This is a genomic window from Protofrankia sp. CiP1_Cm_nod3, assembly GCF_982290655.1.
Genome location: NZ_CEVIVD010000035.1, coordinates 9,731 through 24,707, shown reverse-complemented (window position 1 = coordinate 24,707; position 14,977 = coordinate 9,731). Strand labels below are relative to the sequence as shown.

General features: G+C 69.6%; 12 protein-coding genes. 11 read left to right on the top strand and 1 reads right to left on the bottom strand.

Annotation, left to right across the window (positions count from 1 at the left end; genetic code table 11):
- Nucleotides 1–134: 134 nt before the first annotated feature.
- The 4 genes from AC5LUJ_RS09585 to AC5LUJ_RS09570 all read left to right on the top strand — a co-directional run bounded on the left by AC5LUJ_RS09585 (nt 135) and on the right by AC5LUJ_RS09570 (nt 4,758).
- The gene (locus tag AC5LUJ_RS09585) at nt 135–1,577 is read left to right on the top strand and encodes a glutamate synthase subunit beta (protein WP_250284153.1); all 1,443 of its coding nucleotides are present in this window, start codon (nt 135–137) and stop codon (nt 1,575–1,577) included.
- Nucleotides 1,578–1,852: 275 nt separating this feature from the next.
- Complete coding sequence (gene serS / locus AC5LUJ_RS09580) at nt 1,853–3,115, top strand: serine--tRNA ligase (protein WP_250284155.1); 1,263 nt, start codon at nt 1,853–1,855, stop codon at nt 3,113–3,115.
- A 282-nt stretch (nt 3,116–3,397) separates the two neighbouring features.
- Nucleotides 3,398–3,616: a DUF6343 family protein gene (locus AC5LUJ_RS09575; RefSeq protein WP_250284167.1), complete on the top strand. Its 219-nt coding sequence runs from the start codon at nt 3,398–3,400 to the stop codon at nt 3,614–3,616.
- 437 nt (nt 3,617–4,053) lie between these two features.
- Nucleotides 4,054–4,758: a polysaccharide deacetylase family protein gene (locus AC5LUJ_RS09570; protein ID WP_493464791.1), complete on the top strand. Its 705-nt coding sequence runs from the start codon at nt 4,054–4,056 to the stop codon at nt 4,756–4,758.
- Nucleotides 4,759–4,921: 163 nt separating this feature from the next.
- Here AC5LUJ_RS09570 and AC5LUJ_RS09565 read toward each other — a convergent pair whose 3' ends face one another.
- On the bottom strand, nt 4,922–5,296 hold the full coding sequence (locus AC5LUJ_RS09565) for a PIN domain-containing protein (RefSeq protein WP_445548424.1): 375 nt from the start codon (nt 5,294–5,296) through the stop codon (nt 4,922–4,924).
- Between the two features lie 364 nt (nt 5,297–5,660).
- On the opposite strand from AC5LUJ_RS09565, the gene AC5LUJ_RS09560 reads away from it, so the two are divergent.
- The 7 genes from AC5LUJ_RS09560 to AC5LUJ_RS09530 all read left to right on the top strand — a co-directional run.
- Complete coding sequence (locus AC5LUJ_RS09560) at nt 5,661–7,547, top strand: 2-oxoacid:acceptor oxidoreductase subunit alpha (protein WP_250284173.1); 1,887 nt, start codon at nt 5,661–5,663, stop codon at nt 7,545–7,547.
- Nucleotides 7,540–8,574, top strand: coding sequence for a 2-oxoacid:ferredoxin oxidoreductase subunit beta (locus AC5LUJ_RS09555; protein WP_250284175.1), 1,035 nt, complete (start codon nt 7,540–7,542; stop codon nt 8,572–8,574). Before AC5LUJ_RS09560 ends, AC5LUJ_RS09555 begins: the two co-directional genes overlap by 8 nt.
- Nucleotides 8,575–9,254: 680 nt before the next feature.
- A complete protein-coding gene (gene nifV / locus AC5LUJ_RS09550; RefSeq protein ID WP_250284176.1) occupies nt 9,255–10,421 on the top strand; it encodes a homocitrate synthase in 1,167 nt (388 codons plus the stop codon).
- 103 nt (nt 10,422–10,524) lie between these two features.
- A complete protein-coding gene (nifH, locus tag AC5LUJ_RS09545; RefSeq protein WP_250284178.1) occupies nt 10,525–11,397 on the top strand; it encodes a nitrogenase iron protein in 873 nt (290 codons plus the stop codon).
- 33 nt (nt 11,398–11,430) lie between these two features.
- Nucleotides 11,431–12,879 carry a nitrogenase molybdenum-iron protein alpha chain gene (gene nifD, locus AC5LUJ_RS09540; RefSeq protein WP_250291657.1) on the top strand — a complete coding sequence of 483 codons (1,449 nt, stop codon included), beginning with the start codon at nt 11,431–11,433 and terminating at the stop codon, nt 12,877–12,879.
- A 113-nt stretch (nt 12,880–12,992) separates the two neighbouring features.
- Nucleotides 12,993–14,516: a nitrogenase molybdenum-iron protein subunit beta gene (nifK, locus tag AC5LUJ_RS09535; RefSeq protein ID WP_250284182.1), complete on the top strand. Its 1,524-nt coding sequence runs from the start codon at nt 12,993–12,995 to the stop codon at nt 14,514–14,516.
- Nucleotides 14,517–14,625: 109 nt separating this feature from the next.
- A partial coding sequence (locus tag AC5LUJ_RS09530; protein ID WP_493464790.1) for a nitrogenase component 1 occupies nt 14,626–14,977 on the top strand: 352 nt, incomplete at its 3' end.

Here is a 14,977-nt window from a genome sequence, read left to right as displayed (position 1 = left end):
GAAACACACACCCGAGAACCGCGTCGAGCACCGCCCCCGCGACGCCGCCCCCGCGACCCGCACCCCGCGGCCGGCGGCGCCCGGCGCACGGCACCCCGTCACCCGGCAGCACCCCACCACCCGACAGGAGCGGTATGGCTGACCCGACAGGATTCCTCAGGCACCACCGGGAGCAGCCGAAGCGCCGGCCCGTCGACGTACGCCTCACCGACTGGAAAGAGGTCTACGAGCCGTTCCCGGCCGGTTCCCTGCGGGACCAGGCCACCCGGTGCATGGACTGCGGCATCCCGTTCTGCCACAACGGCTGCCCCCTGGGGAACATCATCCCGGAGTGGAACGACCTGGTGCGCCGCGGCGACTGGCACGACGCGATCGAACGGCTGCACGCCACCAACAACTTCCCGGAGTTCACCGGACGGCTGTGCCCGGCGCCCTGCGAGGCCGCCTGCGTGCTGGGCATCTCCGACGATCCGGTGGCCATCAAACAGGTCGAGGTGTCGATCATCGACCGGGCGTGGGGCGACGGTGCGGTCCGCCCTGTGCTGCCGTCGACGCGCACCGACCAGCGGGTCGCCGTGGTCGGGTCGGGCCCGGCCGGGCTCGCCGCGGCCCAGCAGCTCACCCGCGCCGGCCACAACGTCGTCGTGTACGAGCGGGCCGACCGCATCGGTGGCCTGCTGCGCTACGGCATCCCCGAGTTCAAGATGGAAAAGCACGTCCTGGACCGCCGCCTCGCCCAGATGCGGGCCGAGGGGACGGTGTTCATGGCGTCCTGCGACGTCGGCGTCGACATCACCGGGGACGAGCTGCGCGCCTCCTACGACGCGGTCGTGCTCGCCGGCGGTTCGACGGTCGGCCGGGACCTGAACATCCCCGGCCGCGACCTCGACGGCATCCACCTCGCCATGGAGTACCTGGTGCCCTCGAACCGGGTCCAGCAGGGTGATCTCGCGGCGTCCCCGATCAGCGCGGCCGGCCGGCGGGTGGTCATCATCGGCGGTGGCGACACCGGCGCGGACTGCCTGGGCACCGCGCTGCGCCAGGGCGCCCGTTCCGTGCACCAGCTTGAGATCATGCCGCGGCCGCCGCGGTCGCGGCCGGCGGCCAACCCGTGGCCGACCTGGCCGGTGGTCTACCGGGTGTCCAGCGCGCACGAGGAGGGCGGCGAGCGCGTCTTCGCCGTCTCCACCGAGCGTTTCTTCGGGGACGACGCGGGGCGGGTCCGCTCGCTGCGCATGCACGAGGTCCGACTCGTCGACGGCCGTTTCGAGAAGGTGCCCGACAGCGACGTCGAGCTGCCCTGCGAGCTGGTGCTGCTGGCGATGGGTTTCACCGGGCCGCAGCGCACGGGTCTGCTCGAGCAGCTCGGGGTGGCTCTCGACGCCCGCGGCAACGTCGCCCGCGACGCCGGCTGGGCCACCTCGGTGCCGGCTGTGTTCGCCGCCGGGGACATGGGCCGCGGCCAGTCACTGATCGTGTGGGCGATCGCGGAGGGCCGGTCCGCCGCCGCCGCGGTCGACCGCTACCTGCGCGGGACCACCGATCTGCCCGAGCCGGTCACCCCCACCCGCAGATAGCCCCTGGACAGACCCGGATTTCCGCGGAGCGGGAATCCGGGATCCGGTTCCTGGTACGGGCCGCGGTACAGGCCGCGGCCCGTGTCTCCCACGTGGTGATCGACAGCGTGCCCTGGCGGGCGCTGTAGGCTTTTCGGCGACGTCACATATCCGTGGTGGTCCGTGCGAGGGCGCCGTAGGTGTCCGGCGGAGGGGGAGCCACCGGGCGCCGCAGGGCGCTCCGCTGACAGGGCAGGGCGCCTGTGGGGCGCCCCGCTGGAGGGCACAGGAGCCAGATGCTGGACAGGCGGTTCATCCGGGAGAATCCCGATGCCGTGCGCGAGGCCGCTCGCGTCAAGGGGGTCGACCTCGACGTCGACGGCATCCTGGCTCTCGACCGCAGCGTGCGATCGTTGCAGCACGCCCTGGACACGGCGCAGCGTGAGCGCCGGGAGCTCGCGGGTTCGTTCAAGAGCGCCGACGCGGTCGGCCGCGAGCGGCTGCGGGAGCGCTCCGCCGCCCTCGACGTCCAGCTGCGCGAAACCCGTGACGAGCTGGAGACCGCCGGCGAGCGGCTGCGGGACCTGCTGCTGCGCACCCCGAACATCCCGTGGGACGGCGCCCCGGTCGGCCCGGACGAGTCCGCGAACACCGTCATCCGGGTCTGGGGGGAGCGGCCGGCGTTCGACTTCACCCCGCTCGACCACGTCGAGCTGGCCGAGAAGCGCGGCTGGGCGGAGTTCGAACGGGCCCGCAACGTCTCGGGGGAGCGCGCCTACGCGCTGGCCGGGCAGCTCGTCCTGCTGGAGCGGGCGGTCCACTCCTACGCGCTGGACCTGCTCGCGCACAGGGACTTCCGGCTGGTCTCGGTGCCGTCGCTGGTGAAACGGGAGGCGCTGGTCGGCACCGGTTTCCTGCCCGGGCACGGCGAGGAGATCTACGAGCTGCCCGCCGACGAGCTGTTCCTCGCCGGCACCGCCGAGGTCGCGCTGGTCGGCCTGCACGCCGGCGGGATGCTCGCCCTGCGTGACCTGCCGCTGCGCTACGCCGGGATCTCGCCGTGCTTCCGCCGCGAGGTCGGCAGCGCCGGGCGGGACGTGCGCGGGCTGCTGCGGGTCCACCAGTTCGAGAAGGTCGAGCAGTTCGTCATCTGCGAGGCCGACGAGGCGCAGTCGGCCCGCTGGCACGCCGAGCTGCTGGACACGGCCGAGACCGTCCTGCAGTCCCTGGGCCTGGCCTACGAGGTGGTGGAGTGCGCCACCGGCGACATGGGCCTGGGCAAGTTCCGGATGAACGACATCAACACCTGGTTCCCGTCGCTGGAACGCTACCGGGAGACCCACAGCTGCTCGACGCTGCACGACTGGCAGGCGCGGCGGGCGAACATCCGCTACAAGGACGCCGAGGGGCGTGTCCGCTTCGCCCACACCCTGAACAACACGGCGGTGGCCACCCCGCGGCTGCTGGCCGCCATCCTGGAGAACTTCCAGACGGCGGACCACCACGTCCGCATCCCCAAGGTCCTGCGCCCCTACCTCGGCGACCGCGAACTGCTCTAGCCAGCCAGGCCGGCCGGGCCGGCTGGAGCCGGCGGACAGCTCCGGGGCCACCGGCCACCGGCGAAGATCAGCATAATTTTGTCGTGGTGTACGCCGATACGGCCAAAAAGCGTACAGAACGACAAAATTATGCCGATCATGGCCTGGCTGGGTGGTTGCGGAAGGGATCCGCACTGCCCGACCGGCGCTTCAGGCGTGTTCATCTGAGGACGTGGTGGGCACACTGCCGTACGTGAACGACGGGGATGCCGTGACGGCGGACGGGCCGGCGGGCGGGCCAGGGTGAACGGCGGTCCGGGCGGGTATCCTCCCGCCCGCAGCGCGCTGGGCCTGCGTTTCGCCCTCGCCATGTTCGGGCTGCTGTTCGCCACGGCCATGTGCGCCTATTTCGCGGTCCAGGACCGCCCGGTGCCCGCCGTACTGCTCGGCCTGGTCGCCCTGACCGCCGTGATCGACCTGTTCGTCATCGTCCGCCGCGTCCGCCACGAGCACCGCTGGTGAACGTGCTCCGCTGGTGAACGCGCCCCGCTGCCCGCCCGCATCCCCCTGCCTCTCCGGTCGCCGACACGCCGAGCCGTAGGTGGAAACCGTCACCAGGGCGGCTGAAACCACCTACTCTTCCAGTGCGTGTAGGTGGAAAAGGCTGTCGGGACGACCGGAATCACCTACGCCTTCCTCCTGAAGGGAGCGGGTTGTTCCTGAACCGTCGTGGTCTCCTGGTGACAGCGGCGAGCAGTGCCCTCGCCGGCTGCGCCATTCCGCCGCACGGATCGATTACCCGGCCCGGATCCGGGCCGGGTGGCACGTCGGACTCGCGCTCACTGCCGACCGGTCACCGTCCGCCGGCGGACGGTGCCGCGTCGCCAGCCGGCGGGCCGACGACGGGCCAGGCTCCGGTCGATCAGGCTCCGGTCGATCAGGCCCCGGTAACCGACGGGGTGGCCCGTGACGGTGTGATCGCCCGTTACCGTGATGTTCAGGCCTCCGCGTGGGGTATCGATGTTCCCGGCGTCACGACGGTCCTGCCCACCGCCGACAGGGTGATCGCGCTGACCTTCGACGCGTGCGGTGGCCCGCACGGCAGCGGCTACGACCACGCGCTGGTGGCATTTCTGCGTGCGCACGGGATGCCGGCCACGCTGTTCCTCAACTCCCGCTGGATCGATGCCAACATCCGGGTCTTCCACGAGCTCGCCGCCGACCCGCTGTTCGCAATAGGGAATCACGGGACATCCCACCGCCCGCTGTCGGTGTGCGGCCGGTCAGCGTATGGGATAAAGGGCACGGATGATGCCGCCGGGGTGTTCGACGAGGTCACCGGGAACCGGGACAGGCTCGCCGCGCTCCTCGGCTACCCGCCGCGGTTCTTCCGGGCGGGCACCGCCCACTGCGACGATGTCGCCGTCCGGATCGTCGCCGACCTCGGCGAGCGTGTCGTCAACTTCGACGTCAACGGCGACGCCGGAGCGACCTTCACCCCCGGCCAGGTCGAGCGGGCCGTGCTCGGCGCGAAACCCGGATCGATCGTCATCGCCCACATGAACCATCCCGCCGGCGGGACCGCCGCGGGAATGGCGGCCGCGCTGCCCAGACTGATCGACACCGGTTTCCGGTTCGTCCGTCTTTCCGAGTACGTCTGGTAAATGCCGGCCGACGGCGGCACCCCGCGCTGTCATCATGATCGTCGGACCGGATGTCACCCATGCTGCTGACGGCCGGTTCGTCGTGGGCGGAGGAGGCCGGGCCGTACCACGGACTGTACGGGCGTACGGGTATTGAACCTGAGCAGGCTCCTGGCCAGGGCTGTCACGCGCCGGGGCTGGCGGTGGGGAGCCCGGCTCCGGCGGCGATCGCGAGCAGGCGTTTGTCATAGGTGACGAACGCCTCCAGCCGGGCGCCGGGCTGGTCGGTCAGCACCGTGGCGGTGGCCAGATGGATGGCGTCCAGGGAACGAAGTTGTGGATCATCGTAGGCGGCCGCGACGGCTCGGACCGTGGCGTCGATCTCCAGCCGGTACAGCCGGGCGAGGGTGACGGGCAGCCTGCCCAGGGCCTGCGGGGCGCAGCGGCGTAGCGCGCGGGACGCCTCGACCTCGACCAGGACCGACGACACCAGTGGCAAGGCACGGTGGGTGTCCAGCCAGTCCAGAAGGTCGGCGGTGAAGGGCGGGTCGGCGGCCAGGTAGCCACGTGGAAGACGTGGGAAGCCGCCGCGGGCGGACCGGCCCCGGGCGGTGGGCCGGTTGCCGGGATGATGTGAACCTTCGTCGGAAAGAAACAGACCGGTTGTCCCCGGTGCCGGGGAAACGTATTTCGGTCATTATTTCCCGAAAGTCCCGGGGCGGTGGCCGCGGGCGGGGGTCGCGATTGTTTTCCCGCACGTCCGCCCATATATGTGACGGCGTTGTTGTCGAAATGCCGTGACCGATACCGCGCTGGTCGCGAGACTGCGATTTGACACCGCGAAACACGCTGGAAGCAATGCCTCCGTATAAGAAGGACGGGCAGGCCTGACGGCCCACTCTACCCACGGTCGGACCGTGGGTATGCCCCTCGCCGACCGTCGGTCATTGAGGAGGTCCACGTACGTGGCCAAGCAAATCCAGCATCTCGACCGGGTGGCAATCCGGTTCGCCGGTGACTCCGGCGACGGCATGCAGCTCACCGGCGACCGTTTCGCCTCCGAGACGGCCATCCTGGGAAACGACCTGTCCACCCTTCCCAACTACCCCGCCGAGATCAGGGCCCCATCGGGCTCGTTGCACGGTGTGTCCAGCTTCCAGGTACATTTCGCCGCCCATGACGTCCTCACCCCCGGGGACTCGCCGGACGTCCTGGTGGCGATGAACCCGGCCGCGCTGCGCGCCAATCTCGCCGACCTGCCGCCCAACGCGGAGATCATCGTCAACACCGACGAGTTCACTCCCCGCAACCTGGAGAAGGTCGGTTATACAAGCAACCCGCTGGAGAACGACTCGCTCGACGGGTTCATCGTCCACCGGGTGCCGCTGACGTCGGCGACGATCGCCGCTCTCGCCGACTTCGAGGTCTCCAAGAAGGACGCCGAGCGGGCGAAGAACATGTTCGCGCTCGGCCTGCTGTCCTGGATGTACAGCCGGCCCACCGAGGGCACGGTGGAGTTCCTCAGGCAGAAGTTCGCCAAGAAGCCGAAGATCGCCGCCGCGAACGTGGCCGCCTTCCAGGCCGGCTGGAACTACGGCGAGACCACCGAGGACTTCGCCGTCCGCTACGAGGTCAAGCCGGCGAACCTCGAGCCCGGCACCTACCGCAGCGTCAACGGCAACTCCGCGCTCGCCTACGGCCTGGTCGCCGCCGGCCTGCGCGCCCACCTGCCGGTCTTCCTCGGCGCCTACCCGATCACCCCGGCCTCGGAGATCCTGCACGAGCTGTCCGGGTACAAGCGCTACGGAGTGACCACCTTCCAGGCCGAGGACGAGATCGCCGCGGTGGGCTCGGCGCTCGGCGCCTCCTACGGCGGCGCGCTCGGGGTCACCTCGACCTCCGGCCCGGGGCTCGCGCTGAAGACCGAGACCCTCGGGCTCGCGGTGATGCTGGAGCTGCCGCTGGTCATCGTGGACGTGCAGCGCGCCGGCCCGTCGACCGGCCTGCCGACCAAGACCGAGCAGTCCGACCTGAACATCGCCCTGTTCGGCCGGCACGGTGAGGCACCGCTGGCGGTGATCGCGGCCCGCTCGCCGGCGGACTGTTTCTACGCGGCGCTGGAGGCGGCGCGCATCGCGCTGACCTACCGGATGCCGGTCATCCTGCTCTCGGACGGCTACCTGGCCAACGGCTCCGAGCCGTGGCTGCTGCCGGACCCGGCGGACCTGCCCGACCTGCGGGTGGAGTTCGCCACCGAGCCCAACGGGCCGGACGGGAAGTTCCTGCCCTACCTGCACGACCCGCACACGCTGGCCCGCCCGTGGGCGGTGCCGGGCACGCCCGGTCTGGAGCACCGCGTCGGTGGTCTGGAGAAGGCCGACGGCACCGGCGCGGTCTCCTACGTGCCGGCCGACCACGACCTGATGATGCGGCTGCGCGCCGCCCGGGTCGAGGCCATCGACGTGCCCGACCTGGAGGTCGAGGACCCCACCGGGGACGCCCGGGTGCTGGTGCTCGGCTGGGGCTCCACCTACGGACCAGTCGGCGCGGCCTGTCGCAAGCTGCGGGAACGCGGGGTGGCAATCGCCCAGGCGCACCTGCGGCACATCTCGCCGCTGCCGCGCAACGTCGGCACGGTGCTCGCCGGCTACGACCGCGTCGTCATCCCGGAGATGAACCTCGGGCAGCTCGCCCACGTGATACGCGACCGCTACCTGGTCGACGCCGTGTCCTACAACAAGGTCAACGGCCAGCCGTTCACCTCGGCGGAGCTGGAGACGGTCCTGGAGGAGGTCGTGCGCAATGACTGAGGTCCCGCTCAAGCTCACCGCCAAGGACTTCCGGTCGGACCAGGAGGTCCGCTGGTGCCCGGGATGCGGTGACTTCGCGATCCTGTCGGCGATCCAGTCGTTCATGCCGGAGCTGGGCATCCCCCGGGAGCAGATCACCTTCGTCTCCGGGATCGGGTGTTCCTCCCGTTTCCCGTACTACCTCAACACCTACGGGATGCACTCGATCCACGGCCGGGCGCCGGCGATCGCCAGCGGTCTCGCGATCAGCCGCCCGGACCTGTCGGTGTGGGTGGTCAGCGGTGACGGCGACGCGCTGTCCATCGGCGGTAACCACCTGATCCACGCGCTGCGCCGCAACGTCAACATCAAGATCCTGATGTTCAACAACCGGATCTACGGGCTGACCAAGGGCCAGTGCTCGCCGACCTCGGAGTTCGGCAAGGTCACCAAGTCGACGCCGGTCGGCTCCCGGGACACCCCGTTCAACCCGATCGCGGTGGCGCTCGGCGCCGAGGCGTCGTTCGTGGCCCGCACGATCGACTCCGACCGCAAGCACCTGCACTCGGTGCTGCGGGCCGCCGCCGCGCACCAGGGCAGCGCGTTCATCGAGATCTACCAGAACTGCGCCATCTTCAACGACGGCGCGTTCGACGTGCTGAAGGACCCCGCCAGCCGCGACTCGGTGCTCGTCCGTCTCGAGCACGGCAAGCCGATCACCTTCGGCGCCTCGGGGGAGAAGTGCGTGGTGCGCGAGCCGCGCGGCTTCGGCCTGGAGGTCGCCGACACCGCCAGCGTCCCGCGCAGCGAGATCATCGTGCACGACGAGACGGTGCCCGGGCCGGCGTACGCGTTCACCCTGTCCCGGCTGTCCGACCAGGACCTCAGCAACACCCCGGTCGGGGTGTTCCGCCGGGTGGCCCGGCCCGCCTACGAGTCGCTGGTCCAGGAGCAGAACGCCGCCGCCCGCACGGGCGTCGCGGATGCCACGCCCGACGACCTGCTCGCCGAGCTGCTGCACACGGGCAACACCTGGACGATCCGCTGAGCTCCTGACCCACCGGGCCGCCGTCCCACCGGCGTTCCCCGGCCGGCCGTGCCCAATGGGCGCGGGCGACCGGGGAACGCCTTTGTTGTTTTCTGCCGGGCAGCTGTTGTTTTCTGCTGGGCAGCCGCTGTTCCCTGCCGGGCATCGCCGCCGGTCCGGGCCGCGGCGGCCGCCCGGACCCACGGGCCGGAATTTCCGGGTCATCCGAACAATGGGCCGGGCAATAGGTCACCGGTGTCGGAACGTTCGTCCCGGAAGTCGCCGAACACCGTATTCGGCAACGGATTCGGGAGGTAAAAAACTGGTACGGCACGCTGTCGGAGCCGGTCGTCGAAAACTGTTGGCGGGCAGGTTGCCGGCTGGCCGGAACCCAGGTGGTGGCCGGCGTCCGCACCATTGGTCCCAGGCATTTCGGCCACCTGGCCCAGGCTTCTTCTGCTATTCGTCCCGGAATCGCGGACCGGGCGTAAAAGTAACTGGGAAGATACGGCGCTTAAAGCGCCCGAAACAACGGTCAGCGACATTTCTAATCGCGACACCTCAACGGTGAGGATCGCGGGACCGCCCGCCGGCGGATCGCGGGCCGCAAAGCGCGGATCCGGCATCGGGCAGCTGGCCGGCACCGGCCCGGCACAGCGCCTCTTCCCTGTTCGGTGCGACTGACGGAGGGCACGCATGATGTGGAGCACGACATCGTGATCGGGTTCTGTGACACCACGCTGCGCGACGGTGAGCAGGCCCCGGGCGTCGCCTTCACCGCCGAGGAGAAGCTCGCCATCGCGGCCGCTCTCGACCGCGTGGGGGTACAGCAGATCGAGGCGGGCGTGCCGGCCATGGGGCCGTCCGAACGCGAGGCCATCCGCCGTGTCGCGGCGGCGGGCCTGCGGGCGGAGGTCATCGCCTGGTGCCGGGCCGTGCGGTCCGACATCGACGCGGCGGTGGCCTGCGGGGTGCGGCGGGCCCACATCAGCATCCCCGTGTCCGACCTGCACCTGCGGTACAAGCTCGGCCGTGACCGGGCGTGGGCGCGCGGCCGGATCCTCGGCTGCGTCGCGTACGCCCTCGACCGTGGGCTGCTGGTCGGGGTCGGGTTCGAGGACGCCTCGCGGGCGGACGACGGCTTCGTCGCCGACCTCGCCGGCGAGCTGTCCCGGGCCGGTGCCGACCGTCTGCGCTGGGCCGACACCGTCGGGATCCTCGAGCCCGCCAGGGCGTACGAACGGCTGTCCGCCCTGGTGGTGGCCGCCTCGGCGGCGCCGGCCATCTGGGAGATCCACGCCCATGACGACTTCGGGCTGGCCACCGCCAACACGCTCGCGGCGGTCCGGGCCGGTTTCGGGTCCGTCAGCACGACGGTCGCCGGGCTCGGGGAGCGGGCCGGCAACGCCGCCTTCGAGGAGGTGGCGATGGCGCTGCGCCATCTTCTCGGGTACCGGGTCGATCTGGACACCACGGCGCTGCGCGCGCTGGCCGAGCTGGTCTCGGGCGCGGCACGCCGGCCGGTACCCACCGGGAAGGCGATCGTCGGGGAGTCTGCGTTCGTCCACGAGTCCGGTATCCACGTGGACGGCGTGCTGAAGGCTCCGAGGGTCTACGAGCCCTTCGACCCCGCGGAGGTCGGCGCGCGGCGCCGGCTGGTCGTGGGCAAGCACGCGGGGCGGGCGTCGCTGCGCCACGCCCTGCGGGAGTACGGGATCGACGCCGACGAGGGCGTGCTCGGATCCGTCCTGGACGGCCTGCGGTCGCACGTCACGGCGCTCAAGCGGCCGTTGCGCTCCGGGGAGGTCCGTGACCTCTACGAGCTCGCGGCGGCCAGCCTGGCCGCCGGCGCCGGCGCCGGTTCCTGAACGAATACAGCACGGAAATCCCGGACGGACAGCAGTCCGGTGAACCAACACCGGTTCTTCCACAGTGACGCACGCCCAAGCGTGCGGTGAGGAGCACACACCAATGAGGCAGCTCGCGTTCTACGGTAAGGGTGGTATTGGTAAGTCCACCACTCAGCAGAACACGATGGCCGCACTGGCTGAGCGGGGCAACCGGGTCATGATCGTCGGTTGTGACCCGAAAGCGGACTCGACCCGTCTGATCCTGCACTCCAAGGCCCAGCACACCGTCATCGAGAAGGCGGCCGAGAAGGGCTCGGTGGAGGACCTCGAGCTCGAGGAGGTCCTGCTCGAGGGCGCGTGGAACATCCGGTGTGTCGAGTCGGGCGGCCCGGAGCCGGGTGTCGGCTGTGCCGGCCGAGGCGTCATCACCGCCATCACCTTCCTGGAGGAGAACGGCGCCTACGAGGACCTCGACTTCGTCACCTACGACGTCCTCGGTGACGTCGTCTGCGGTGGGTTCGCCATGCCGATCCGCCAGGGCAAGGCCCAGGAGATCTACATCGTCACCTCCGGTGAGATGATGGCCATGTACGCGGCGAACAACATCGCCCGAGGCATCCTCAAGTACGCCCACACCGGTGGCGTCCGCCTCGGTGGGCTGATCTGCAACAGCCGTCAGACCGACCGTGAGGACGAGCTCATCATGGAGCTCGCGCGGCGCCTGAACACCCAGATGATCCACTTCGTCCCGCGTGACAACATCGTCCAGCACGCCGAGCTGCGCCGGATGACGGTCATCGAGTACTCGCCCGAGGCGAACCAGGCCAACGAGTACCGCGAGCTCGCGCGCAAGATCGAAGAGAACGACATGAAGACCATCCCCACCCCGATCAGCATGGACGAGCTCGAGGAGCTCCTGATCGACTTCGGGATCATGGAGCAGGAGGACGAGTCGATCGTCGGTCAGAAGGCCGCCTCCGCCGTCGGCGCCTGACCGCTCGTCCCCGTACACCCAGAAAGGTCTGTCATGACTCCGCCCGTGACGTCTGCCGAGACGCAGGCGATGATCGATGATGTCCTCTCGGCCTACCCGCCCAAGGTCGAGAAGGACCGCCAGAAGCACGTCAAGCCCAACGACCCGGGCGGGGCGAAGGAATGTGAGGTCAAGAGCAACGTCAAGTCCCGTCCCGGGATCATGACGCTGCGTGGCTGCGCCTACGCCGGCTCCAAGGGTGTGGTGTGGGGCCCGATCAAGGACCTCATCTCCATCAGCCACGGCCCGGTCGGCTGCGGCCAGTACACCTGGGGCACCCGGCGCAACTACGCCAACGGGCAGCTCGGCATCGACAACTTCACCGTCATGCAGATCACCAGCGACTTCCAGGAGAAGGACATCGTCTTCGGTGGCGACAAGAAGCTCGCCGCCATCCTGGACGAGCTGGTGGAGGTCTTCCCGCTGGTCAAGGGCGTCTCCATCCAGTCCGAGTGCCCGATCGGCCTGATCGGTGACGACATCGACGCGGTCTCCACCGCGGCGACGAAGCGGCTGAACATGCCGGTCGTCCCGGTCAAGTGCGAGGGGTTCCGCGGGATCAGCCAGTCGCTGGGCCACCACATCGCCAACGACGCGATCCGCGACCATGTGCTGGGCACCCGGGAGATCGCCGAGCAGACCCCGTACGACATCACGCTGCTCGGTGACTACAACATCGGTGGCGACGCCTGGGCCTCCCGGAAGATCCTCGAGGACATGGGCCTGCGGGTCATCGCCCAGTGGTCCGGCGACGGCACCGTCAACGAGATGGCCACCGCCCACCTGGCCAAGCTCAACGTGCTGCACTGCTACCGCTCCATGAACTACATCGCCACCACGATGGAGGAGCGGTACGGCACCCCGTGGACCGAGTTCAACTTCTTCGGCCCCACGAAGATCGTCGAGTCGATGCGGAAGATCGCCGAGTTCTTCGACGACACCATCAAGGAGAAGACCGAGGCCGCCATCGCGCGGTACCAGCCCTTCTTCGACAAGGTGCGGGAGACCTACCGGCACCGGCTCGAGGGCAAGACCGTGATGCTCGCCGTCGGCGGCCTGCGCCCGCGGCACACCGTCGGTGCCTACGAGGACCTCGGCATGGAGGTCATCGGGACCGGCTACGAGTTCGCCCACAAGGACGACTACACCCGTAGCTACCCCGAGCTCAAGCAGGGCATCGTGGTCTACGACGACCCGACCGCCTACGAGATGGAGGAGTTCACCCGCCGTCTCAAGCCGGACCTGGTCGGCGCCGGCATCAAGGAGAAGTACGTCTCGCACAAGATGCGGACGCCGTTCCGTCAGATGCACTCCTGGGACTACTCCGGTCCGTACCACGGTGTCGAGGGCTTCGCGATTTTCGCCCGGGACATGGACAGCGCTGTGAACAGCCCGTCGTGGAACCTGTTCGACGCGCCGTGGGCGAATTCCAAGAAGAGCTGATTTCCCTGCGGAAGACGTGTCTTTCGCCCGTGGCTTCCCGCGAAGGGCACGTCTTCCGCTCGTAATTCCCCGCGGAAGACGTGTTCTTTCGCCCGTGAACCGGAGGATCGCTGGTGTCCACCAACCCAGACGCACTTGTGGTGCGAGACCACAACACACTGTTCAAGGGCCCCGAGTACCAGGAGCAGCGCGAGCGCAAGAAGCAGTTCGAGGCCGGCTCCTCGCCGGCGGAGGTCGACCGGGTCGCCGAGTGGACCCGGTCGTGGGAGTACCGGGAGAAGAACTTCGCCCGGAAGGACCTCACGATCAACCCGCTGAAGGCGTGCCAGCCGCTGGGCGCCGTGCTCGCGGCCCTCGGCTTCGCCGGGACCCTGCCGCTGGTGCACGGCTCGCAGGGGTGCACCTCGTACTTCCGCGGCCACCTCGCCCGGCACTTCAAGGAGCCGGTGCCGACGGTCTCCTCGTCGATGACCGAGGACTCGGCGGTCTTCGGCGGCCTGAGCAACCTCATCGAGGCCCTCGGCACCGCCGTGCACGTGTACAAGCCGGACATGGTGGCGGTGTCGACCACCTGTATGGCCGAGGTGATCGGCGACGACCTGCAGAACTTCATCGCCAACGCCCGCACCAAGGGCGCGATCTCCGAGACCATCCCGGTCCCGTACGCCCACACCCCGAGCTTCGTCGGCTCGCACGTGCTCGGCTACGACAACATGCTGCGCGGCATCCTGTCGTACCTGACCGAGGGCAAGAAGGGCGCGTCCAACGGCACGGTCAACATCGTGCCGGGCTTCGACCCCTACGTCGGCAACATCCGGGAGCTCAAGCGGCTGCTGAGCCTGCTGGGTGTCAAGCACGCTGTGCTCGGCGACCACAGCGACAGCCTCGACTCCCCGGCGACCGGCGAGTACCACATGTACCCGGGCGGGACCCCGCTCGCCGTCGCCGCCGACTCGATCAACGCCATCGCCACCGTCTTCCTGCAGCCCTTCGGCTCCAAGCGGACCAGGGAGACCGTGGACGGCTGGGCCGGCGAGACGGTGACGGTCAACCCGCCGATCGGCATCGGCAGCACCGACGCCTTCATCACCGAGATCGCCCGGGTGGCCGGGGTCGCGGTACCGGACGAGATCACCGCGGAGCGCGGGCGGCTGCTCGACGCCCTGACCGACTCGCACGCCTACGTGCACGGCAAGCGGGTCGCGATCGCCGGTGACCCCGACTTCGTCACCGGGATGCTCGGCTTCCTGCTGGAGCTGGGCATGGAGCCGGTCCACGTGCTGGCCACCAACGGTGACGAGACCTGGGCCAACCAGACCCGGGAGCTGCTGGCCGCCAGCCCGTTCGGCCGGCAGGCGACCGTCTGGCCGGGCAAGGACGGCTGGCACCTGCGGTCGCTCGTGCTCACCGAGCCGGTCGACCTCATCGTCGGCGCGACCCACCTCAAGCACCTCGCCCGCGAGGCGGACGTGCCGCTGTTCCGGGCCGGTTTCCCGATCTTCGACCGGCACCACCTGCACCGCTTCCCGATCTACGGCTATGCCGGCGGCCTGGCGCTGCTGACCCAGCTGGTCAACCTGTTCCTCGACGAGCTGGACCGCAACGCGCCCGACCACAGCTTCGACATCGTCCGCTGACCGGCACCGTCCGCTGACCGGCAGTATCCGCTGACCGGCAGCGGGTGCTGACCGACACCATCCGCTGACCGGCACAGCGTGCTGACCGACATCGTCCGCTGAGGGGAAAATGGCTGCCCTGACGAAGATCGACGCCGCGGTACTCTTCGACGAACCGGCGTGTGACCACAACCGTGCCAAGGATCCCAAAGCCCGCAAGACGGGCTGCTCCCGGCCGAAGCCGGGCGGCACCGCCGGCGGCTGCGCGTTCGACGGCGCGATGATCACTCTGGTTCCGATAGCCGACGTCGCCCACGTGGTGCACGGCCCGATCGCCTGTGCCGGCAACTCGTGGGACGGCCGGGGCAGCCTCTCCTCAGGCCCGACGCTCTACCGCCGGGGCTTCGCCACCGACCTCGGCGAGCAGGACGTGGTCTTCGGCGGCGAGCAGCGCCTCTACGACACCATCGTCGAGGCCGCGC

Bases quoted from the DNA above. Each gene is read 5' to 3' on its own strand.
- nifD (WP_250291657.1), top strand. From the start codon at position 11,431: ATGACTCCGCCCGTGACGTCTGCCGAGACGCAGGCGATGATCGATGAT.
- AC5LUJ_RS09560 (WP_250284173.1), top strand. From the start codon at position 5,661: ATGCCCCTCGCCGACCGTCGGTCATTGAGGAGGTCCACGTACGTGGCC.
- AC5LUJ_RS09585 (WP_250284153.1), top strand. From the start codon at position 135: ATGGCTGACCCGACAGGATTCCTCAGGCACCACCGGGAGCAGCCGAAG.
- AC5LUJ_RS09555 (WP_250284175.1), top strand. From the start codon at position 7,540: ATGACTGAGGTCCCGCTCAAGCTCACCGCCAAGGACTTCCGGTCGGAC.
- nifH (WP_250284178.1), top strand. From the start codon at position 10,525: ATGAGGCAGCTCGCGTTCTACGGTAAGGGTGGTATTGGTAAGTCCACC.
- serS (WP_250284155.1), top strand. From the start codon at position 1,853: ATGCTGGACAGGCGGTTCATCCGGGAGAATCCCGATGCCGTGCGCGAG.